At 51.2% G+C, this 20783-nt stretch carries 22 protein-coding genes; 16 read left to right on the forward strand and 6 right to left on the reverse strand.

What is annotated here, in order from left to right:
* Positions 1–104 precede the first annotated feature (104 nt).
* On the forward strand, positions 105–917 hold the full coding sequence (locus M1L66_RS15425; protein WP_434693952.1) for a CAP domain-containing protein: 813 nt from the start codon (positions 105–107) through the stop codon (positions 915–917).
* A gap of 118 nt (positions 918–1035) precedes the next feature.
* Here the strand turns inward: M1L66_RS15425 and M1L66_RS15430 are convergent, their stop codons facing one another.
* The 3 genes from M1L66_RS15430 to M1L66_RS15440 form a co-directional block, all read right to left on the reverse strand.
* On the reverse strand, positions 1036–1683 hold the full coding sequence (locus M1L66_RS15430) for a nitroreductase family protein (protein WP_434693954.1): 648 nt from the start codon (positions 1681–1683) through the stop codon (positions 1036–1038).
* 18 nt (positions 1684–1701) lie between these two features.
* Positions 1702–2286, reverse strand: a complete 585-nt coding sequence (locus M1L66_RS15435) for a TetR/AcrR family transcriptional regulator (RefSeq protein WP_117623486.1) — start codon at positions 2284–2286, stop codon at positions 1702–1704.
* 174 nt (positions 2287–2460) lie between these two features.
* Positions 2461–2670, reverse strand: a complete 210-nt coding sequence (locus M1L66_RS15440; protein WP_187024519.1) for a hypothetical protein — start codon at positions 2668–2670, stop codon at positions 2461–2463.
* 173 nt (positions 2671–2843) lie between these two features.
* Between M1L66_RS15440 and M1L66_RS15445 the strand changes: the two genes are divergently transcribed.
* Together M1L66_RS15445 and M1L66_RS15450 are read left to right on the forward strand one after the other, a co-directional pair.
* A complete protein-coding gene (locus M1L66_RS15445; RefSeq protein ID WP_187024518.1) occupies positions 2844–3194 on the forward strand; it encodes a TIGR04076 family protein in 351 nt (116 codons plus the stop codon).
* 22 nt (positions 3195–3216) lie between these two features.
* The gene (locus M1L66_RS15450; protein WP_187024517.1) at positions 3217–4359 is read left to right on the forward strand and encodes an aldo/keto reductase; all 1143 of its coding nucleotides are present in this window, start codon (positions 3217–3219) and stop codon (positions 4357–4359) included.
* Here the strand turns inward: M1L66_RS15450 and M1L66_RS15455 are convergent.
* Positions 4348–5259, reverse strand: a complete 912-nt coding sequence (locus M1L66_RS15455; protein ID WP_434693957.1) for an AraC family transcriptional regulator — start codon at positions 5257–5259, stop codon at positions 4348–4350. The two genes, M1L66_RS15450 and M1L66_RS15455, sit on opposite strands and share 12 nt — an antisense overlap.
* Positions 5252–5467: a hypothetical protein gene (locus M1L66_RS15460; RefSeq protein WP_434693959.1), complete on the reverse strand. Its 216-nt coding sequence runs from the start codon at positions 5465–5467 to the stop codon at positions 5252–5254. Before M1L66_RS15460 ends, M1L66_RS15455 begins: the two co-directional genes overlap by 8 nt.
* Positions 5468–5881: 414 nt before the next feature.
* Between M1L66_RS15460 and M1L66_RS15465 the strand changes: the two genes are divergently transcribed.
* The 3 genes from M1L66_RS15465 (at position 5882) to M1L66_RS15475 (ending at position 9525) form a co-directional block, all read left to right on the forward strand.
* Complete coding sequence (locus tag M1L66_RS15465) at positions 5882–7822, forward strand: DUF1565 domain-containing protein (protein ID WP_434693961.1); 1941 nt, start codon at positions 5882–5884, stop codon at positions 7820–7822.
* 253 nt (positions 7823–8075) lie between these two features.
* Complete coding sequence (locus M1L66_RS15470; protein WP_434693964.1) at positions 8076–8744, forward strand: DUF5780 domain-containing protein; 669 nt, start codon at positions 8076–8078, stop codon at positions 8742–8744.
* Between the two features lie 28 nt (positions 8745–8772).
* Positions 8773–9525 (forward strand): TraX family protein, encoded by a 753-nt coding sequence (locus M1L66_RS15475; protein WP_434693966.1) that lies wholly within the window; start codon positions 8773–8775, stop codon positions 9523–9525.
* Positions 9526–9626: 101 nt separating this feature from the next.
* On the opposite strand, the gene M1L66_RS15480 is transcribed toward M1L66_RS15475, so the two are convergent.
* On the reverse strand, positions 9627–10901 hold the full coding sequence (locus M1L66_RS15480; RefSeq protein ID WP_270814179.1) for a RelA/SpoT domain-containing protein: 1275 nt from the start codon (positions 10899–10901) through the stop codon (positions 9627–9629).
* A 207-nt stretch (positions 10902–11108) separates the two neighbouring features.
* Here M1L66_RS15480 and M1L66_RS15485 point away from each other — a divergent pair, with 207 nt between their 5' ends.
* The 10 genes from M1L66_RS15485 (at position 11109) to M1L66_RS15530 (ending at position 20662) form a co-directional block, all read left to right on the forward strand.
* A complete protein-coding gene (locus tag M1L66_RS15485; RefSeq protein WP_434693969.1) occupies positions 11109–11588 on the forward strand; it encodes a Na+/H+ antiporter subunit E in 480 nt (159 codons plus the stop codon).
* A complete protein-coding gene (locus M1L66_RS15490; protein ID WP_156832298.1) occupies positions 11576–11935 on the forward strand; it encodes a monovalent cation/H+ antiporter complex subunit F in 360 nt (119 codons plus the stop codon). Before M1L66_RS15485 ends, M1L66_RS15490 begins: the two co-directional genes overlap by 13 nt.
* Positions 11932–12306, forward strand: a complete 375-nt coding sequence (locus M1L66_RS15495; RefSeq protein ID WP_055652590.1) for a cation:proton antiporter — start codon at positions 11932–11934, stop codon at positions 12304–12306. Before M1L66_RS15490 ends, M1L66_RS15495 begins: the two co-directional genes overlap by 4 nt.
* Complete coding sequence (locus M1L66_RS15500) at positions 12293–12559, forward strand: hydrogenase subunit MbhD domain-containing protein (protein WP_055652591.1); 267 nt, start codon at positions 12293–12295, stop codon at positions 12557–12559. The genes M1L66_RS15495 and M1L66_RS15500 overlap by 14 nt, the downstream gene beginning before the upstream one ends.
* Positions 12540–13523, forward strand: a complete 984-nt coding sequence (gene mbhE, locus M1L66_RS15505; RefSeq protein ID WP_187024510.1) for a hydrogen gas-evolving membrane-bound hydrogenase subunit E — start codon at positions 12540–12542, stop codon at positions 13521–13523. The genes M1L66_RS15500 and mbhE overlap by 20 nt, the downstream gene beginning before the upstream one ends.
* Before the next feature lies 1 nt (position 13524).
* Positions 13525–13902 carry a sodium:proton antiporter gene (locus M1L66_RS15510; protein ID WP_187024509.1) on the forward strand — a complete coding sequence of 126 codons (378 nt, stop codon included), beginning with the start codon at positions 13525–13527 and terminating at the stop codon, positions 13900–13902.
* On the forward strand, positions 13899–15407 hold the full coding sequence (locus M1L66_RS15515; RefSeq protein WP_434693974.1) for a complex I subunit 5 family protein: 1509 nt from the start codon (positions 13899–13901) through the stop codon (positions 15405–15407). Before M1L66_RS15510 ends, M1L66_RS15515 begins: the two co-directional genes overlap by 4 nt.
* A gap of 119 nt (positions 15408–15526) precedes the next feature.
* Complete coding sequence (locus M1L66_RS15520) at positions 15527–17020, forward strand: complex I subunit 5 family protein (RefSeq protein ID WP_434694257.1); 1494 nt, start codon at positions 15527–15529, stop codon at positions 17018–17020.
* Between the two features lie 13 nt (positions 17021–17033).
* Complete coding sequence (locus M1L66_RS15525; RefSeq protein WP_434693977.1) at positions 17034–18569, forward strand: complex I subunit 5 family protein; 1536 nt, start codon at positions 17034–17036, stop codon at positions 18567–18569.
* Positions 18566–20662 (forward strand): complex I subunit 5 family protein, encoded by a 2097-nt coding sequence (locus M1L66_RS15530; protein WP_434693980.1) that lies wholly within the window; start codon positions 18566–18568, stop codon positions 20660–20662. The genes M1L66_RS15525 and M1L66_RS15530 overlap by 4 nt, the downstream gene beginning before the upstream one ends.
* Positions 20663–20783 lie beyond the last annotated feature (121 nt).

Raw genomic sequence — 20783 nt, forward strand, 5'->3', positions numbered from 1 at the left:
AATGATTTCCAGTCTTTTCCTGACAATTTCCAGCCATCCTGTGTTATTATATTTTTTGTAACAGAAATGTAACAATTATGTAACAATATCAGGAGGTATTAAACATGAAGAGACTAACCGCATACGCACTGACCGCAGCAGCGGCACTGGCAACGGCCGGCACCATCCCGTCGACGGCAAATGCAGCCGTTAATACATATAATTTTTCCGCAGGCGGCGGAAGAGTTATCATGGTGACCGGGAATAACCGGATGGATTTCAATAATATCTTAAACCAGATTCCCGGAGTAAACTTCTCCCCGGACTGCCAGCCTGTATTCCCGAATTACCCGGGCGATATGCTGCCGGACAACAGCCTGCCGATGCCGGAACTGCCGTCACCGGATTACCCCATGCCGGATTTCCCGGACAACAGTCTGCCGACACCAGAACTGCCGTCACCGGAGCTTCCGGACAACAGCCTGCCAACACCGGATCAGCCAACACCGGAGCTTCCGGACAACAGCCTTCCGACACCAGATCAGCCGTCCGATGAAAATCAGGATGAGGCCGTGGGCGCAGTACTGAAGCTTGTTAATGAAGAACGTGCCAAAGCAGGCCTTCCGGCGCTGACCCTTCATGCAGGCGCGACCCGTGCGGCACAGCAGAGAGCAGGAGAGATCGAGACCTCCTTTTCTCACACAAGACCGGATGGAAGCAACTTTACCACGGCACTGACCGCAGCTGGTGTGAGCTATAGAGCAGCCGGTGAGAATATTGCCTACGGCCAGAAATCAGCGAAGCAGGTTATGCAGGATTGGATGAACAGCGCAGGACACAGAGCTAATATTATGAATGCAAATTACAGCTCAATCGGAATCGGCCATTATAAGAACGCGGCCGGCGTTGATTACTGGACCCAGCTTTTTATCAACTAAATATTACTGAGGATATTTCGGATACATAAAGGGATGAATAAAAGTATTTCATAAAAAGCGGAAGATTTTACACTCTACAGCGTAAAATCTTCCGCTTTTTTCCTTCAATAACGTTATTTCAAAGCCCTGCGCCCGCCTGAAAATGGTATTTCACAATCCCGAGATCCAGATTGCGGTACTTGCCTTCCTTTGCCTCATATTTTACAGTCTCCCCGTCCAGTATAATCAGAAAGTTCTGCTTATTCATGGCGGTTGGTGCGAGGAGGGCGGCTTCCATGCCTTTCCGGAACCATTCCGGCATCTCTCCGTCCGCCTTGCAAAGCTGCGGCATTGGTTTTGATTTGTGAGGGAAGCCCTGGGTATCTCCGTATCCAAGCGCCAGCACGCATACAAGCTGATGATTCTGCTTGACGACTGCCTTGCATAGCTTTTTCTTATAGGTGACCGCCACCCAGCAGGTATTCAGTCCCAGCTGCTGCGCCCGCAGAGCGATCCGTTCTCCGTAGTATCCCAGCTTTTCTTCCAGATCATGGCCGGAGGGACCTATGAGTGCAATGTAGTTTGAGACACCGCGGAAGCCACCGTAATGAGCCATCAGTCCCTTGAAGACGCTGCTGTCATTTGTGATCAGCTGTATGGAAAGATCGCCTTCGCGGTTGCATTTCTCAATTTCTTCCTTCAGTGTCAGGACCGTGGCAGCGTCTATTTCCCTTGCCTGATAGCTTCTGACCGAGTGCCGGTTTTTTATCGCTTCCTGGATTGTCATGTTTTGTCTCCTTTTTCATTATGATAAAATTATTTTTTCGTACAGAAGCTTTTTGGTGAGAGCGCCCCAGTCTCCGTTATAGTGAAATCCCTTCATATTTGCCATGGCGGCCAGTCCGTGTGCGGTGGCCCACATAACGATTAAATTGTCCCTGTGCTTTTCTTTTTCCACGTGATTATATTCCATGCACAGCAGTCCTATTTCCTTGAAAAGGTGAAATGGTTCAAAGTCTCCGTCAAAGGTATCCTCTGTCAAATCAATCCTGTAATCTCCGCTGTCATAGATGAAGGTAAAATAGTGGGGATTGTCCGCAAAGAATTCTACATAAGCGATTCCCATGTTGATGGCGGCGCCCGCGGGATCATCCTTATCCGTGCCCGCGATCAGCGCATCACAGAATTTCCTTGTGACATAGTTTTTCATCTCGCGCATCAGTTCATCGACATCAGCATAGTGGTTATAGCAGGCAGTGGGAGAGACCCCAAGTCTTTTAGCCAGCTTCCGTAGCGAGAAATTCCCCTTTCCTTCCTCGTGAATCAGCGCCAGCCCTTCTTCAATCAGCTCTGTCTGCAGATTTCCGTGATGGTATGGTTTTTCTTTCATAATTCAGCCTTTCTGAAGTGTTTTACTCTTAAATAAACGAATTCTACAAACGATATTAACACATGATAATATTATGTTGACACCTGTTAACATAATATTATCATATATATTAACAGGTGTCAACATTGAACGCTCTCCAATCCTGGGCCTCTGACGATAAAACAGGCTGGGAAATTATATTCCCAGCCTGTCTTCAGCCTCTTTTTCCGAGTAAAATACCGTCTTCCCGATTTGTCCGGAAGCGATCACGTAAAGTCCCTCGCATGCTCCATAACTGTCAATGCTGAATGTGAATCCCCCGTTTTCCGGTGTCACGTCGATCACCCGTCCAGAGTGAACCGCATCCTCGTCCAGGTAATAGACCACAGTTCCTTCTTCGATCATATGTGTCCTCCTTACCGTCGAAAGTGGTTGAAAGCCAACCGCAATTCGATTAAAATGAAATATAGAATCAGAGTTGTTATAACTGTAATTATATGTATTACAGTTATAAATGTCAAGTCCAAATTGTGAACCACCACAGCATCTGTTGTAAATTTGTATTGGAGGAATGAAATATGAGAAAATGCAAGATCACCGTTTTAAAGACAACACTGGATGAGGAGCTGGCGAAAGAGTACGGAGCACCGGGATTACAGGCATGTCCCATGCTGAAGGCGGGACAGATTTTCTTTGCTGATTATGCGAAACCGGAGGGCTTCTGTGATGAAGCGTGGAAGGCGATTTACCAGTATGTGTTCGCGCTTTCCCACGGCACCGGAGAAGAGTTATTCTATTACGGTGACTGGATCAGAAAGCCCGGGGTCGCCATATGCAGCTGCAACGACGGACTGCGCCCTGTGATTTTTAAGATAGAAGCAACCGAGGAAGAATCCAGAATGGATTACAAACCCGTGGTACGGGAATAAAGGAAGAAGAGGGGAAATACATATGAACTACAGAAAACTGGGAAAAACGGGACTTATGGTCAGCGAGATCGGTCTGGGCGGCGAGTGGCTGGAACGCCATAATGCAGACGAGGTAAAGGCGGTCATCGACTGCTGCGAGGAGGCAGGGATCAATATTCTGGACTGCTGGATGGCCGAACCGAATGTTCGATCCAATATCGGAGCGGCGCTCTCGGGCAGACGGGACCGCTGGATTATTCAGGGCCATATCGGTTCCACGTGGCAGGATGGACAGTATGTCAGAACCCGTGATTTAGAAAAGGTAAAATCGGCGTTTCAAGACCTGCTGGACCGCATGCGCACAGATTATATCGATCTGGGAATGATTCATTTCGTGGATGAGGCCGCAGAGTTTCAGTCGATCATGAATGGAGAATTCATGGAATATGTCAGGGGGCTGAAGGAGCAAGGGATTATCCGGCATATCGGCATGAGCACCCATAATCCGGCAGTGGCGAAGATGGGAGCGCTGTGCGGTGAGATCGAGATGATTCTCTTCAGCATCAATCCGGCGTTTGATATGCTTCCCGCCAGCGAGAACATAGAGGATTATTTTAAGGAGCGGTACGAAGAGGAATTGGGCGGTATTGCGCCGGAGAGGGCAGAGCTGTACCGGATCTGCGAGCAGGAAGAGGTTGGCATTACCGTCATGAAGGGGTATGCCGGCGGCCGGCTGTTCTCGGCGGAGGCGTCTCCCTTCGGCGTGGCGCTGACACCGGTTCAGTGTCTCCACTATGCGCTGACCAGACCCGCTGTGGCCAGTGTCATGGTGGGATACGATACCCCGGAACACGTGGCGGCCGCGGTGGCATACGAGAGCGCGTCAGAAGAAGAAAAAGATTACGCGACCGTGCTTGCAGGGGCGCCTCACCACGCATACGCCGGCCAGTGTACGTACTGCGGCCACTGTGCGCCATGTCCGGCGTCCATCGATATCGCCATGGTAAATAAGCTTTACGATCTGGCGGTCATGCAGAATGAGGTCCCGGCCTCCCTGCGGGCACATTATGACGGACTGTCTGCGGGAGCGGCCGACTGCATCGGATGCGGAAGCTGTGAGACGCGGTGTCCCTTTGGCGTCCATGTGGTGGAACGGATGGGGCAGGCGAAAGCGTTATTTTCCTGACGGCAGTTCCGCTGCCGGTTCGCCATCCACACGGTTCATGCAGTCCAGCGAGTACATGCGTTTAAACTCCGTGGGGGTACACCCTTTCAGCTGTTTAAACATGCGGATGAAGGCCGAAAGGCTGGAGAAGCCCGACTGGAGTGCCACCTCCGTTACGGAGTATTCCGGATTGATCAGGAGCTGCTCCGCGTGGGAGATTCGTTTTTTGTTTAAGTAGCGGTAGAAGGAGGTATGTGTGAAATCCTTAAAAAGCCGGGTGAAGTGGTATTTGCTGAAGCCCGCGATTCCGGCGATGGTTTCCAGGGATAAGTCCTCCGTACAGTGCTCATTGATATAGTTGCAGACGTAAAGAAAGCGTTCCGCGTATTTGGCGGACTGGGGACCCAGCGTGCCCATGGAGGCGGACGGGGAGATGGCGTATCGTCCAAGAAGCCCCAGCAGCTCGATGAGCGCGCCATAAAGAAGCATATCGTAAAAGGACCGGGAGCCGGCGTATTCCTCTTCCATGAAGGAGAGGAGTTCGCCGGTCTTTCTGTACAGATCAGGCTCTCCCTTAGGCGTGATAGTGGTTACCGGCGCCAGCAGAGCGAGCATGGTCTCTAAGTTGGAGACCCCTCCTAAAAATGATAAATCTGCCAGATAGATGGTCCGGCTGCCTGTTTCCGGCGCGTAAAGCGCATGTATGGTGCCAGGACGGATGATGGCAATATCCCCCTCCTTTAGCTGGTAGGTCTGGTCATCCACCACGATCCTATACCAGTTTTCCTTCGCATGTATGATTTCCATCGGAGTGTGCCAGTGATCCGGAAAATTTTCACAAATACTCATGTCACTGATTCGCATCCGGAGATTTTCACGAAATGTGACCGTCTCGAAGATGCCGTCAAGATGTTCAATCATTGGTAATCCCCTTTCGTTCCCTTTCCATGCTTCGCGTGTATCCAAAGCACTCTGAAAACAGCTTTCTGCCGATGTAATCCCGGTAGTGAAAACAGTTGTGACGGTAAAACTCATTCCAGTAGCTGATCATCCGGTCATGGCTCAGCAGAAACGAATTCATGTTAAGGCGGCAGAATGATTTCATCCGGTCTGTATTTTTTCCTGCCATTTCATGGTAGATCAGCTCCAGAATTTCGGCTACATACTCATCCGAAAGCTTTAAGATATATGGAAAACACCAGTCCGGCCTTAACCTTTGCCGCAGTCGCCGGATGGACGTACCGGCATGGCTGTCTGGCTCATTGCCTGCGGAAATAAAAATATGTCTGAAAGCGAAAACAGCGGACAAAAGGCCATGACAGCAAATTGAAACAAAAAAAGTGCGCTGTTTTTCCTGCTATCATACCGCGATTATGGCAAGAATGCAATATAAAACCGCTGTATCTCGTCTTCTTTCGTTAAAAATGCTATTTTAAAGAAGCAACTATTGATATAGATGGCGCAATAATTGTAAAGTCAAAACTGTCATTATCTGCTATATTTAAGTCATCTTAAGTACATCATTGATCCAGGAGGTAATAAAATGAGAGAATATCATGTGGCGGTAACCGGCTGTGATTTTGAAGACGGCACAAAGGACCATCCGTTCCGAACCATATCGAAGGCCGCGTTACTCGCCATGCCGGGAGATCGTGTCATTGTCCATGAGGGAGAGTACCGGGAGTGGGTAAAACCAGCGCAGGGCGGTACCAGCAGTGTTTCAAGAATTACATACGAGGCAGCGCAAGGAGAACGCGTTGTGATCAAGGGTTCTGAGCAGATCACGTGCTGGGAGCCGGTGGAGGGCAGTCTCTGGAAAGCAGTACTTCCCAATTCCTTCTTCGGCACATATAATCCGTATAAGGAGGTTCTGGGAGGAGACTGGTTTATCTATCCGAATGACAATTCCCTGCACGCCGGGGACGTCTACCTAAATGGAAAATCCTTTTATGAAGCGAAGAGCCTGGAGGAAGTGAAGAATCCGGTTATCCGTACCGAGGGAGTGAATCCGCCGTGGACCAGGCATCCGGAGCCGATTCTGCATCCGGAAGATACCATGTATCAGTGGTATGCCGAGACAGATCAGGAGACTACGGTGATCTATGCTAACTTCCAGGGCGTGAATCCCAACGAGGAACTGACAGAAATCAACGTGCGCAAATGTTGTTTCTATCCTGAGAAAACAGGATTAAACTATATCACGGTATGCGGCTTCGAGATGGCACAGGCGGCATGCCCGTGGACCCCGCCGACCGCAGATCAGCCAGGACTTCTGGGAACGAACTGGAGCAAGGGCTGGATCATTGAGAACAATAAGATTCACGATGCCAAATGCAGCGGTATCAGTATTGGAAAGGAAGCCTCCACAGGCCATAATCTCTGTACCAGGACCCACAGAAAGCCGGGATACCAGTATCAGATGGAAGCCGTATTCCGGGCAAGACAGATCGGATGGAGCAAGGAGACGATCGGTTCCCATGTAATCCGGAACAATGAGATTTATGACTGCGGACAGAATGGTATAGTGGGCCATATGGGCTGTGTCTTCAGCGAGATTGCCCATAACCATATTTATAATATCGCGGTAAAGCATGAATATTTCGGATATGAGATCGGAGGAATCAAGCTGCACGCCGCCATCGATGTACAGATTCATCACAACAGCATACATAACTGCACGCTGGGAACGTGGCTGGACTGGCAGGCCCAGGGAACGAGAGTGAGCAAGAACTTATACTATGCCAACGACCGTGACCTCATGGTGGAGGTAACCCATGGCCCATATCTGGTGGACAATAATATCTTTGCATCCGATTATAATTTCGACAATATCGCCCAGGGCGGCGCCTACCTTCACAATCTCTGCTGCGGCACCATGCGCAGAGAGGACGTGCTGGACCGGTCCACTCCTTACCACTTCCCTCACACGACAGAGGTGGCGGGAACCACAGTGGTTTACAGCGGTGACGACAGGATCTATCAGAACGTATTCCTGGGAGGAGCCGTGACCTATACAGAGCAGTCCCTTCACGGAACCGAGGGCTATGACGGCCATACGAATTCCCTGGAAGAGTATATAAACGATGTCATCTCCCGTGGAAACGGTGATTTAGAGCAGTTCAAGCATGTAAAACAGCCGGTATACATCCGTGGAAACGCCTACTTAAAGGGGGCTAAGCCCTATGGACGGGAAGAAAATACGCACGTAAGCGATATGGATCCTGCCGTTCGGATTGTAGAGACTGACGGAAAAACGTATTTAGAGCTGAATGTGGAAAAGGAGATGCTGGAGATTCCGACAGAAATCTACAATTCCGAAAAACTGGGAATGCCGCGCATCACGGAGGCCGCGTACGAAAATCCGGACGGCACACCCATCGTATTTGATACCGACTATCTGGATCAGTCCAGGAGCGGACAGCCTGCGGCAGGCCCGATTGAAGGCCTGAAAGAAGGAATGAACCGGATACTGGTTTGGGGATAATGGAATTACAGAATTAGGAGATACTGATAGAAACAAAATTTTCAGGGGCGCAGAACGCCCCTGATTTTTTGTCTCTACCCTTTCACAAGTGTCTTTCACATAGTCATATTTTCAGACAAACAGCAGCCATATCCGATAAAATGCAGATTTCCATCCATCTTTCTTAAGGATTCATTCCGTGTTTCCCAAGTATTTTGTGGTAATATTTACCTGTCGCAGATAAGAATATGAGAATCAGACAGGGAGGTGTTCTGTGAACAGAAAAAGAGTAATGACGGCAGTTGTGATTTTTGCTGTGCTGTGCGTTGGCGGAATATCGTGTGCGCCGGGTGCCTTGGGCGTGACGGTGGTATCGAGTGCGGCAGAGACATCGTGTGCGGCAAATCCGTGTGAGAGCACCGGAAATCAGAAACAGGCAGTGGTTTCAGGAAACTCGGTTTCCAGAAACGTGGAGCTGCGTGAATACGAAGACAGCGGATGGCCGTATTTATATGATACCTACACCAATCATACCGATAAAACCATCTCATCCAGACAGTACTGCATGCTGGCCTACGATAAAGAGGGGCAGCCGCTGAAGCTTCAATGGTATATCATGGATTCCAGCGATAAACCGGCATATGACTGTCTGTACGATGATCATGATGAGATAATACCCGGGGCGGCCGCTGATTCCGGCTGGACGCTTTATGACGGAGAGAAGATGGCAGGATGGCCGAAGATCGGAGACGGCGGACCAAACCGGGTGGCCTATGCGCTTTACTGCGATCGGAGGATAGTATTTTCGGATGGAGAGGTATGGGAAAATCCAGGATATGAGGACTGGCTTGAGAAGTATAAAGGAAAATCCGTGCCTGTCGAAGAACTCAAGAATTACTACCCATCGATTCTTTTGGTTACTCTGCAGGATCAGGACGGCTAAACAATAATTCCCAGCATGGAGGTTGACAATGAGTACATTCGCGTTAAAGATCACAGCCCTTATCCTTATGTTTCTCGATCACATAGGACTCTATTTTGAAGGTGCGCCGATGTGGTTCCGTTGGGTGGGGAGAGCTTCCTATCCTCTGTTTTTATTCAGCATGGTCTGGGGATATCACTACACAAGAGACCGGAAGAAATACCTGCTTCGTTTATACCTGATGAGTATTTTTATGACCTTTTTTACTTACTTCATTAAAATCAGGTTTGATGCAGCCATTGACTATGGATACCATAATATTTTCCTGTCCATGTTTCTGGTGGGCGGTTTAATCAGCACCATCGAACTGTTTATGAAGGATAGAAAAAAGGGCGGTATCATGATCGGCATCATTTTTCTCGTTCAGGTCTTATTTTATATGATGCCCGGCTTCTTCCCCTTCCTTCACAGTCTCAGCGGAGATACGCTCACCGGTGTCATTCCCAATCTGGCGCTGAATGAGTATGGGCTTGAATTCATTGTCCTGGGCGTGCTGATGTATTTCCTGAAAGAGAAGAAGGATTTATTAACAGTCGTGTATCTGCTTTTCTGTATCGCCCAGTTCAGCGAGGAGATGCTGGCCGCAGGCACCGCCACACAGTGGATGATGGTGCTCGCCCTGCCGTTCATGCTCAGCTACAATAACCAGAAAGGCCCAGGATTAAAATACTTTTTCTATGTTTTCTATCCGGCACATACGTTTTTGCTGTTTTACCTTGCAAATTATGTCTTTGTAAAATAAATGTTATTCGTAGGGTTTTCACACAAAAGCAAGCAGCACCAGATGCAGAAATCTATCCGGTGCTGCTTGCTTTTTATGTGCTGTCTCATTCATACCGATATTTAGTTTGCCTGTTTCGCAGATTCCGCCGCAGGAGCGGGAGAGGAGAACTGCTCCGTCAGCTTTTCGAGTAAGTCCCTCGCCTCATTTCCCTGTTCCAGTAAATCATCCACCTCGGGAGTTTCGATATTATGGATCAGGACATTCCGCGTCTTCCGGAGGGCGACGATCTTGTTGAGGCATTCCTTGTCGAGAATATCCAGCCGCTTTAAGGTATTGATATTAAAGGCGCCGCGCGTCTTCGGCGAGCTTTTGTATGATATACGGTTCAGGAAATGCTCCAGAGGCACCCACTGGTTAAAGAAGTAGGTGATGGAGTTGCCGGCCACCTCGTCGGCATCGCCGGCGATGCGGAGCTCCCGGTAAATCTGGTACCGTTTTTCATTACCCGTAATGATCTGATCGATGATCTGCTGGGAGATGTTGCGGCGGTCCTTTTCGAACTTGACTGATTTTAAGACCGGTTCGATCTCTTTGACGCCGTTCATCTTAAGCCTGCTTAAGAGCTTGAATAATAACTCGATATTTCCCATGCGGAGCTCGATGTCCTCACGGCGGAAATTATTGCTTAAATAATTGTAGAGGTAGGAAGCCAGCTCATACTGGCTGCCGAATGTGGCGTTTTTGCTCTGAACCCTTTCATTGCCGGCACTCTGCAGTCGTTCCAGAGCGATCTCTCCGGCGAGGACGAGTCCGTTCAGCTCATCGATGATAGCCAGCTCTTCTTCCGACAGGGTTCCCGAAAGAGGCTTGTAGACGAGATCGTGTTCGACCTCGGACCATGCATGCATCAAAACAGAAGCCACCTGAATCTCAATCCGTGCGGCGGCGTATTTCTGCTGTGACTTGTCTAAGGATTCTTCCTTCATATGAGCCCTGTAATGGTTGGCCCAATAGCCGGAAAAACGCTTGTTGTAGGTGGGCGGCTTGGACTGCTCCGGGAACTGCTTAGTCTCTATAATGGTAAACAGATCGGCGATCAGGCTGTTGGCCTTGTCGCGGTCTCCGGGGAAGTAGAGGGATACCCGGACTCCGGATAAATCGGCGATATCCTCGTAAATTTCCCTCATGTTTTTATAGGGAACCGGCCGCCGGCTGTTCCTCCTCAATACCTTGCTTTTTAATCTCACAGGATTCTTGGCCCTGGATGTCACCATGGCGCGGATACCGGCTGCCTGAAGCGCGGATTCCAGCTGCCTGGCTGCGATGTGTCCGGCCGTCTCGTAAAAGTTCAACTTTTTCTTATAATTTTCAATAAACTGGTTAATCAAATCCATACACATTCCTCATTGGTTTCTTGTTACATGTTTATTATATCGCAATAGGAAAAATGATACAACCAAAAAGCTTTAAAAGAATGTAAAGTTCTGCCGTAATATCCGGATCTGCCGACGCGGACCGAAACGTGCAGACATCCTTGTATTTCCCCCAAAGGAGAGGTATAATACATAGTAAATCAAACTGGGCGGAAGGGGGATATGCCTGTGTTTCTTTTATTTTTTGCAGTGTGGATGATTTTAAACGGTAAAGTGACGGCGGAAATCTGTATCTTTGGCGTTTTGATTTCAGCCGCACTTTTTTATTTTATGTGCCGCTACATGGAATACAGCCTGAAAAAGGAGCTGCTGCTGTTTCGCCTGATCCCGCTGTTTATCCGTTATTTCGGAGTTCTCGTGAAGGAGATCGTAAAGGCCAACGTGTGCGTGTTAAAGATCATCCTGTCACCGGTGCTACAGCCGGAGCCGGCCTTCGTGTATTTTGACACGGATTTCAAGACGGGACTGGCGCGGGTTCTGCTGGCCAATTCCATTACGCTGACGCCGGGAACCATCACCGTGTCCGTGGAGGACGACCGGTTCTGCGTGCACTGTCTGGATAAAGAACTGGCCGAGGGGATGGAGACTTCTGTATTCGTAAAGCTGCTGAAGGAAATGGAGGACATGGAAGCAAAATGGACAAAATAGGACAGGCTTATGAGATGCTTTTAACCGGGGCAGCCCTGATTCTGGCAGTTCTGATGATCATCAGCATCATTCGTTCCGTTCTGGGGCCGAAGATCTCGGACCGGATTATCGCAGTCAATATGACAGGAACCATGGTGATCATGGTCATCGCCATTCTTTCCGTTTACCTGGATGAAAACTATTTGGTGGATGTGAGCCTGATCTATGCCATGATCAGCTTTTTAGGCGTTGTTGTTCTCTGCAAGGTATACACGGGAGTCTATCTGCAGAAGAAGAACCGGAAAGCCGATTTAGGAGCAATCGAGGACAACGTAGGCATACAGGCGGAAGAGGAGGACTCACGATGACGTGGCAGTGGATCAGATTCGCACTTTCGGCCGCCTGTCTCGTGACGGGGCTTGTTTTTATGATACTGGCCGTGTTTGGAGTAAACCGTTTTCACCGGGCGCTGAACCGGATGCATGCGGCGGCTATGGGAGACACGCTGGGGATTTTGTTCGTATTTGCGGGACTCATCCTGATTCGTGGATTTTCCATGGATTCTTTAAAATTATTCCTGGTTATCCTGTTTTTCTGGACTGCGGGTCCGGTATCCGGCCATATGATCAGCCGCCTGGAAGCCATGACCGACGAAAATCTCGGTGAGATCCTCGTGATCCGGAAGGGAAAAACCGATAAGAAACAGAAGGAGGAAGAAAAGGGCGATGAAACTCTTTGAAATCATTCTTTTAATCTGTCTGATCGTATGTGCGGTATCGGTTGCATTTACGAAGGATTTACTGACATCCATCGTTATTTTTATGTCCTACAGCCTGATCATGTGTATCATATGGATTCTGCTTCAGTCGCCCGACCTCGCTATTACCGAGGCGGCGGTGGGAGCGGGCGTGACCAGCATCCTCTTTTTCATTACGCTAAAGAAGATCAGAGCCATCCGGAAGGAGGACCGTGATGAGCAGGACGAAGGATAATTACGAAAACAGCCTGTGGCTGAAATTCAGGAAATGGATCGACGGCGAGACGGACCTTCTCGCAGACGGAATGGAGATCCGAGTTCCGGAGGAAGACTCAAAGGTACTTTCGCAGGCGGCGCAGTCAGCACAGGCGGAGTTTCCGGGAGATGATCCGGGAAAGGCAGACAGAATGCGGAAGAAGGAAGAACGGGGACTTCTCCTGTTTCACCGGTTCTATCAGGTCATGTCGGTTCTGCTGTGTCTGACGATCATTTTTGTTCTGCTCTGGACGATCGCCTATCTGCCGGTCTTTGGTAATGCAGGAAATCCGGACAACAACGAGGTGTCCGCCCGGTATATAGAAAAGGGAGTGGAGGAGACCGGCGCGCTCAATTATGTCACCGGTATGATTCTGGATTACCGCGCCTTCGATACATTTGGGGAGTCGTGCGTGCTGTTTATCGCTTCCTGCTGTGTCCTGGCGCTGCTCCGGATTGATGCGGTGAGCCGTGACGCACAGACGCGCAAACGGCTCGATGAGGCTAATGACCGGCTCTTTGAACCGAAAAACGATATCATTTTACAGAAATGCGCCTGCGTGCTGGTCCCTTTTATCATGATCTTCGGCATCTACATCATTTTAAACGGCCATCTGTCGCCCGGAGGCGGGTTTTCCGGAGGCGCAGTGCTGGGATCGGGTCTGATCCTCTATTTAAATGCCTTCGGTTTCGAGAAGACGGAGCGGTTCTTTACGGAGAAAGTGTACCGCAGAATTACACTATGCGCGCTGACATTTTACTGCGTGGCGAAAAGCTATTCTTTCTTTACCGGCGCAAACCATTTAGAGAGCGGAATCCCTCTTGGAACTCCCGGGGCCATCTTAAGCAGCGGGCTGATTCTGCCTCTTAACATCTGCGTGGGTCTGGTTGTGGCGTGCACCATGTACGCATTTTACACGCTGTTCCGAAAAGGAGGGATGTGACATGGCAGTACATTTGCTGCTTAATATAGAAGAGACGGTGGCGGTGATTCTGTTCGGCGTGGGATTTACCATGCTGCTGCTTCATAAGAACTTAATCAAGAAGATTATGGGAATGAACATCATGGACACGGCGGTCTATCTATTCCTGGCGGCAAAGGGGTATATCCAGGGAAGAGCCGTTCCTATCGAGATGAACGGCATTAGAGAGGCGGCGGCTTACATCAATCCCGTACCCAGCGGCCTTGTCCTGACGGGTATCGTGGTTTCGGTCAGTACGACTGCGCTGATGCTGGCGCTGACGATCCGCCTGTATGAGCGGTACGGTTCCCTGGATTTGGATGAGATTCTGACACAGGCGAAAGAGGAGGAAAAGACATGACTCTTGTTCAAAACTTTCCTTTTTTCTCCATCATCATCGCCATGTTTTCCGGTATTTTGTCGTGCGCCCTCTCTGGTAAAAAGGCCAGGAATTTAAGCCTGGCGGTTATTGCGGCTACGACGGTCATGTCGGCCGCCGTCCTTCGCTTCTGCATGGGGACGGGGGAGAGCTATACCTATATGATGGGACATTTTCCGGCACCCTGGGGAAATGAGATCAGGGCCGGCGTCTTAGAAGGCATGACCGCCACCGTATTCGGCGTGGTCATGCTGCTGTCCGTCCTGGGAGGCATGGATCATACCGCGGAGGACGTGGAAGGGTCAAAGCTGAATTTATTCTATGTAATGATCGATTTGATGCTAAGTTCGCTTCAGGCCCTTATCTATACGAACGATTTATTTACCGCCTATGTATTTGTGGAGATCAATACCATCGCAGGATGCGGGCTGATCATGATACGGCAGAAGGGCAGGAGCCTGTCGGCGGCGATCCGGTATATGATTATGAGCCAGCTGGGCTCGGGCCTGTTTTTAATCGGGCTCAGTATGCTTTACGATGTAACGGGCCATCTGCTGATGAGCCCGGCGAGGGCGGCGGTGGAGGCCATCGAAGCCGCGGGCAGCTATGAGATTCCCATGCTGGTAATTCTGGCGGTGATCAGCGTCGGACTGGCCATCAAGAGCGGACTGTATCCGTTTCATTACTGGATACCCGATACCTATGGCTATGCGACTCCGACGGCCAGCGCCATTCTGTCCGGACTCGTGTCCAAAGGGTATATTTTCCTGCTGATTAAGATATTCTACCGCGTGCTGGGAAGAGAAAATGTGGTAGCCAGCCGGATTGTCAACGTTCTGTTCATCTTCGGACTTGCCGGGATGCTTATGGGGTCCCTTCATGCGATTCTGGAAAAGGATACGAGGAGGATGATCGCCTATTCTTCCGTGGCTCAGATTGGCTATATTTACATGGGAATCGGCCTTGGAACGGAAGCCGGAATGGTGGCTGCGGTGTTCCACATGTTCACCCATTCGGCGACCAAGGCGCTGCTGTTTATCAGCGCGGTGGGGCTCTATGAGGTGTCCGGTGATAAAAAGGACTACAAGAGTCTGCGTGGAGCGGGATACCGGAACCCTCTGGCCGGAATCGGATTTTCCGTGGGGGCACTCTCCATGGTGGGATTTCCCATGCTGGCCGGATTCATATCCAAGCTGCTGTTTGCCACATCGGCACTCCAGAGTCCGAATAAGATGATTATCACGCTGATTGGTCTGGCCGTCAGTACGACGTTAAATGCCATCTACTTCCTGCGCCTCGTTATCACCCTGTACTCCAGAGAGGGAGAACGGGAGACCAGAGGAGCCGCAGAGCGGTCGGCAGTCAGGAAAAGTTCCTGGAAACTCAGGCTGGCCGTCCTGTGCTTCATCTTTATGAATCTGATTCTGGGACTACAATCCCAGCCGATCGTACAGGCGATTGCAGCCGGACTTTCAACGCTTGAATAAGCGTTACTCCATTAAGCTCGTAAAAACCTCGCTGAGTGGAGATGACATGTATCGCACGTAAGCGGTCAAAACACGACCGCCAAGTGCTCATAACAAGGAGATACTTTATGTACCAAGAGATGGATCAAAACGTGACATTGCTGCTCCCGGTTATCATACCAATTGTAGCAGGAATCCTGCTTCTGACGGTGAAGCGGTTCAGAAGCAGCCGGAAAGCGATGCTGTGCCTGGTCGTGGCTGCGCTGACGGCGGGAGCGCTGTGCGCCTTTGCCGCGGTGGCGCCGGGAGGCGGGCTTACGCTCTGGAAGCTGACTGACACCATTACCATTGAATTCCGGGTGGATGGGATCAGCAGGCTTTTTGCCGTGCTGACGGCGGTGGTCTGGCTTCTGGTAGGGATCTATTCCATTACCTATATGACCCATGAACGGGATGAACACCGGTTTTTCGGGTTTTACTTAATCGTCCTCGGAGTGCTGATCGGACTGGATTTTTCCGCCAATCTGGTGACCATGTACGTCTTTTACGAATTGATGACGCTGACATCGCTTCCCCTCGTTCTCCACGAGCTCACAAAGGATGCGGTTATGGCGGGACTCAAATACTTATTTTACTCTGTGGCGGGCGCTTTCCTGGCGCTGTTTGGGATCCTCTTTCTGGCCAGCATTTCCAGTACTCTGGCGTTTACTCCGGGAGGTGTGCTGGGAGGTGTGTCCCTTGCCGGAAAGGAAGGAATCCTGCTGGCTGCAGTGTGCTGCATGCTGCTGGGCTTTGGAACGAAGGCCGGTATGTTTCCCATGCACGGATGGCTGCCCACAGCTCATCCGGTTGCTCCCGCGCCGGCCAGTGCCGTACTGTCGGGCCTGATTACGAAATCGGGCGTACTGGCGGTAATCCGGGTGGTCTATTATATCGTCGGGCCGGAGCTTCTCCGCGGAACCTGGGTACAGACCATGTGGATTCTCCTGTCCCTGCTCACCGTATTTATGGGCTCCATGCTGGCTTATAAGGAACCGGTCTTAAAGAAACGGCTGGCGTATTCGACGGTCAGCCAGGTCTCCTATATTCTGTTCGGGCTGAGTCTTTTGGAGCCGACGGCATTTGTGGGGGCCTTATCCCATGTAGTGTTCCATTCCATGATCAAGAACGGACTCTTCCTGGCGGCCGGCGCCATCATATTTAAAACCGGATGGACCAGAGTGGAAGAGATGCGCGGTCTCGGCCGGGTGATGCCAGTGATGCTGGGCGGCTATACGGTTCTGTCCCTGGCGCTGATCGGAATTCCGCCCTGCAGCGGCTTTGTGAGCAAATGGTATCTGGCGTGCGGGGCTCTGGCCTCCGGAACGGGAGTGTGGACGATCGCAGGACCAGCCGTGCTGCTGATCAGTGCGCTGCTCACTGCCGGTTATCTGCTTCCTCTCACCATCCATGGGTTCTTCCCGGGGGAAGACTTTGATGAGAGCGGATTAAAGGCAAGAGGGCTTATAGGGCAGGAACCGTCGCTCTGCATGATGGTACCGATACTGATATTTACGGCGGGGGCCCTGCTTTTCGGCTGCTTCCCGGGCCGGTTCCTGGCTATGCTGGAATCCATTGCCGCGGCCGTACTTTGACGGAGGAATGCGTATGAACGGAATCTTACTGGCAGTGCCGGCGCTCCTTCCGATCGTGGGAGGTACGGCGATTCTCGCCTCCGGATACGGGGCCGGGGATGAGAGAACATACAGACATCTGGAAATTGTCGTGGAAGGACTGGTGCTTTTAAACAGCCTGCTGGTGGCCCTGCTGATCGCCGGCGGAAGCGGCATGGATAATGATCTGGTGCTCTTTAAACTCTACGGGAATCTGACGGTCCGGTTTAAGCTGGACCGCATGGGCTCGGTATTCGCGGGCCTGGTGGCGTTTCTGTGGCCTCTGGCAACGCTTTATTCATTTGAATATATGAGGCATGAAAAGAGGCGGGTCTCCTTTTTTGCCTATTATCTGATGACGTATGGGGTGACGATCGGAATTGCGTTCTCAGGCAACTTAGTCACCATGTATCTGTTTTATGAGCTGCTGACGCTGGTCACCTTCCCTCTGGTGCTCCATCCCATGACAAAGGAAGCCATGCGGGCGAGCCGCAAATACCTCTATTATTCCATCGGAGGCGCGGCGTTCGCCTTTATCGGCCTGATTTTTGTGTTGAAATATTCAGCCACGGGAACCACGGAATTCGTTCCGGGCGGCGTCCTGTCCCTGACTGCGGCAGAAGGCGACCGTGGAACGCTGCTGTTCGTCTATATCCTTGCATTCTTCGGCTTCGGAGTTAAGGCGGCCGTATTTCCATGCCACGGATGGCTTCCGAAGGCCACCGTGGCGCCTACGCCGGTGACAGCTCTGCTGCACGCGGTGGCTGTGGTGAAATCCGGTGCGTTTGCCATACTTCGATTCACTTATTTCAGCTATGGAACGGAATTCCTGCGGGGAAGCGCGGCACAGTGGGTGGTCATGGCCGCAGCCATGGTGACGATTATCTTCGGCTCTACCATGGCAGTCAGGGAGATTCACTGGAAACGCCGTCTGGCGTATTCCACGATCAGCAACCTGTCGTATATTCTGCTGGGAGCGTCGATGATGAGTCCTCTGGGTCTGGCGGCCGCCTTAAGCCATATGGTCTTTCACGCATTTATGAAGATATGTTCCTTCTTCTGCGCGGGAGCTGTGATGCATCAGACCGGAAAGACATACGTTTATGAATTGGACGGCCTGGCGAAGAAGATGCCTCTGACGTTCGGCTGTCTGACTGTGGCCAGCCTTTCCCTCATGGGGATCCCTCTGTTTGCCGGTTTTATCAGCAAATGGAACATTGCGGAAGCGGCCTTCGCCTGCGGCAGTCTCACTCTGGCAGGCGGCAGCAGAATGGGAATTCTCCCGTATCTGGGAACGGCTGTGATCCTTTATTCGGCCCTGATGACCGGTGTCTATATGCTTACTGTGCTGGTGCGGGCGTATTTTCCAAAGGCTGCGGCGGCCGCCGCGGTAAAAGAGGAACCGTACACCGATCCCAACTGGATGATGATGGTGCCGCTTCTGATCTTCGCGGCCGCAGTGCTGGTATTTGGCCTGTATTCCGGGCCTCTGATGGAGTTGCTTACGGCGATAGGAGGTGAGGCAGGATGAAGACCCTGTTTGATGTGGCGATACCCGGATTCTGTGGGATGGGACTGCATTTTAAGCTGGACGGCTTCCGTCTGGTCTATTCCTGTATCGCCGTATTGATGTGGGCCGCCAGCGGTGCATTTTCCCTGGAATACATGGCTCACTATGAGAAACGCCGGAAATACTACGTGTTTTTATGGGTGACATTTTTTGCCACCGTGGGAGTGTTTCTGTCTGCGGATTTGTATACCACCTTTATTTTCTTCGAAATCATGTCCTTTACTTCGTATGTCTGGGTGGCATTCGACGAGAAGAAGGAGAGCCTTAAGGCGGCGGAAACCTATCTGGCTGTGGCGGTCATCGGCGGCCTTGCCATGCTCATGGGGCTGTTCCTTCTCTATGACCTGACGGGGACCCTGGATATGGATCTGATCGGTCCGGCGGCGCGGGCAGCCCTGGAGAACGGCGGCGGTTACCTTTCGCCTGCCGCACAGCTTTATACTGCGGGGGGACTGCTTCTATTCGGTTTTGGAGCCAAGGCGGGCTGCTTTCCACTCCATATCTGGCTTCCCAAGGCCCATCCGGTGGCACCGGCACCGGCCAGCGCGCTGTTGTCTGGAATACTGACGAAGGCCGGCGTATTCGGAATCATTGTGATTACCGGGGGGCTGTTCTTTTCCGATGGAAACTGGGGGCTTCTCCTCACCATGCTGGGGCTTGTGACCATGCTTCTGGGCGCGCTTCTGGCGCTGCTGTCCGTTAATTTAAAGAGGACGCTGGCGTGTTCGTCCATCTCTCAGATTGGATTCATTTTAACGGGAATCGGTATGGCAGTTCTTCTTTCCAGCGTGGGAGAAGAAAATGGTCTGGCGGTGTGGGGCACATTTCTTCACATGGTCAATCATTCGCTGTTCAAACTGGTGCTCTTTCTCTGCGCCGGGGCGGTGTATATGAATCTGCATAAGCTGAATTTAAATGATATCCGCGGTTTCGGCAGGAATAAGCCGGCACTTGGCTTCTGTTTCCTCATGGGAAGCCTGGGGATCGGCGGAATCCCGCTGTGGAGCGGTTATGTGAGCAAGACGCTGCTCCATGAGAGCATGGTGGAGTATGCGAAGGCCGTGGGGGAGGGGGCCGCCGTTTTGGTGAATCCGGGAATGGCTTCTGCCTCCGCCGGAATGCCTGGCATCGTCACATCGCTTCTGCTGAATCCGGGAATCTGGAAAGCGGCGGAATGGGTGTTTCTTCTGACGGGAGGAATGACCGTGGCCTATATGCTGAAGCTGTTTATCGCCCTCTTTGTGGAAAAACATCCGACCGAACAGGCGAAGTACGACGCGATGTCCACCTCCTGCATGAAGCCTCTCAGTCGTTTCGTGCTGGTTGGCTGTTCGGCGCTCATTCCGCTTCTGGGCATGACACCGCATCTGTCCATGGACCGGATCGCTAGAGCAGGCGAACCCTTTTTCCAGGGAGATGAGATGCTTCATTCCGTGGCATATTTTTCTCTGGGAAATCTAAAGGGCGGAGTCATTTCCATCGGAATAGGCGTCGTGCTCTATGCCGTCGTCGTACGTTTGCTTCTGATGAAAAAGGACGAACGGGGCACAGCGATTTATGCAGACCGCCTGCCGTCCTGGCTGGATCTGGAGAATCTGGTCTACCGGCCGCTTCTTCTGCATATTTTGCCTGGAATCTGCGGCACGGTATGCGCCTTGATCGACCGATACCTGGTCTCCACGGTGGTGACTGTATTTCTGGCGGTGTCCTCCGTAGTCTGCCGGGCCATGGATTCATTCGTCGACGGCCTGATTCTCCTTGCGAGAAAGACGACTCACCGGCAGCTGCCGGGAACCGTAAAAATAAGGGAAAATGACAGACTCGCCTACATCCTTGGAGGTATGGCGGATGAAATCGCGGCATGGAAAGGCAGGCGGGGCAGGAAAATCAAAACGGATTGTACGTCTGCGATTCCACGTTTTATAGAGGCGGAGGAGGAACTGAAACGGACCGGAAAGCTGGTCGAAGAAAGCTTTTCCTTTGGACTGATGCTCTTCTGTATCGGGCTCTGCCTGACGCTTGGATATTTACTGGCAGTCTTCCTTATGGGATAGACCGCCGGGAACTGGAAGCCTCAAAATAGAATGTTCCCGCCGGCTTGGATGAACCGCTTCCGCGGAGATTCAAAGCGGCGGGGATTTTTTGTGTAATAGAAAAGTGTTCTTATTACACAAA

It is taken from the genome of Hungatella sp. SB206 (assembly GCF_051132295.1).
GTDB lineage: Bacteria > Bacillota > Clostridia > Lachnospirales > Lachnospiraceae > Hungatella > Hungatella effluvii.

Excerpts from the sequence above, each read along its gene's own strand:
- M1L66_RS15435 (WP_117623486.1), bottom strand. The coding sequence starts at position 2,286 with ATGAAAGAAAAACCATACCATCACGGAAATCTGCAGACAGAGCTGATT.
- M1L66_RS15460 (WP_434693959.1), bottom strand. The coding sequence starts at position 5,467 with ATGGCAGGAAAAAATACAGACCGGATGAAATCATTCTGCCGCCTTAAC.
- M1L66_RS15515 (WP_434693974.1), top strand. The coding sequence starts at position 13,899 with ATGACTCTTGTTCAAAACTTTCCTTTTTTCTCCATCATCATCGCCATG.
- M1L66_RS15525 (WP_434693977.1), top strand. The coding sequence starts at position 17,034 with ATGAACGGAATCTTACTGGCAGTGCCGGCGCTCCTTCCGATCGTGGGA.
- M1L66_RS15465 (WP_434693961.1), top strand. The coding sequence starts at position 5,882 with ATGAGAGAATATCATGTGGCGGTAACCGGCTGTGATTTTGAAGACGGC.
- M1L66_RS15475 (WP_434693966.1), top strand. The coding sequence starts at position 8,773 with ATGAGTACATTCGCGTTAAAGATCACAGCCCTTATCCTTATGTTTCTC.
- M1L66_RS15425 (WP_434693952.1), top strand. The coding sequence starts at position 105 with ATGAAGAGACTAACCGCATACGCACTGACCGCAGCAGCGGCACTGGCA.
- mbhE (WP_187024510.1), top strand. The coding sequence starts at position 12,540 with ATGAGCAGGACGAAGGATAATTACGAAAACAGCCTGTGGCTGAAATTC.
- M1L66_RS15445 (WP_187024518.1), top strand. The coding sequence starts at position 2,844 with ATGAGAAAATGCAAGATCACCGTTTTAAAGACAACACTGGATGAGGAG.
- M1L66_RS15440 (WP_187024519.1), bottom strand. The coding sequence starts at position 2,670 with ATGATCGAAGAAGGAACTGTGGTCTATTACCTGGACGAGGATGCGGTT.
- M1L66_RS15495 (WP_055652590.1), top strand. The coding sequence starts at position 11,932 with ATGACGTGGCAGTGGATCAGATTCGCACTTTCGGCCGCCTGTCTCGTG.
- M1L66_RS15455 (WP_434693957.1), bottom strand. The coding sequence starts at position 5,259 with ATGATTGAACATCTTGACGGCATCTTCGAGACGGTCACATTTCGTGAA.
- M1L66_RS15530 (WP_434693980.1), top strand. The coding sequence starts at position 18,566 with ATGAAGACCCTGTTTGATGTGGCGATACCCGGATTCTGTGGGATGGGA.
- M1L66_RS15500 (WP_055652591.1), top strand. The coding sequence starts at position 12,293 with ATGAAACTCTTTGAAATCATTCTTTTAATCTGTCTGATCGTATGTGCG.
- M1L66_RS15480 (WP_270814179.1), bottom strand. The coding sequence starts at position 10,901 with ATGGATTTGATTAACCAGTTTATTGAAAATTATAAGAAAAAGTTGAAC.
- M1L66_RS15520 (WP_434694257.1), top strand. The coding sequence starts at position 15,527 with ATGGATCAAAACGTGACATTGCTGCTCCCGGTTATCATACCAATTGTA.
- M1L66_RS15510 (WP_187024509.1), top strand. The coding sequence starts at position 13,525 with ATGGCAGTACATTTGCTGCTTAATATAGAAGAGACGGTGGCGGTGATT.
- M1L66_RS15430 (WP_434693954.1), bottom strand. The coding sequence starts at position 1,683 with ATGACAATCCAGGAAGCGATAAAAAACCGGCACTCGGTCAGAAGCTAT.
- M1L66_RS15450 (WP_187024517.1), top strand. The coding sequence starts at position 3,217 with ATGAACTACAGAAAACTGGGAAAAACGGGACTTATGGTCAGCGAGATC.
- M1L66_RS15490 (WP_156832298.1), top strand. The coding sequence starts at position 11,576 with ATGGACAAAATAGGACAGGCTTATGAGATGCTTTTAACCGGGGCAGCC.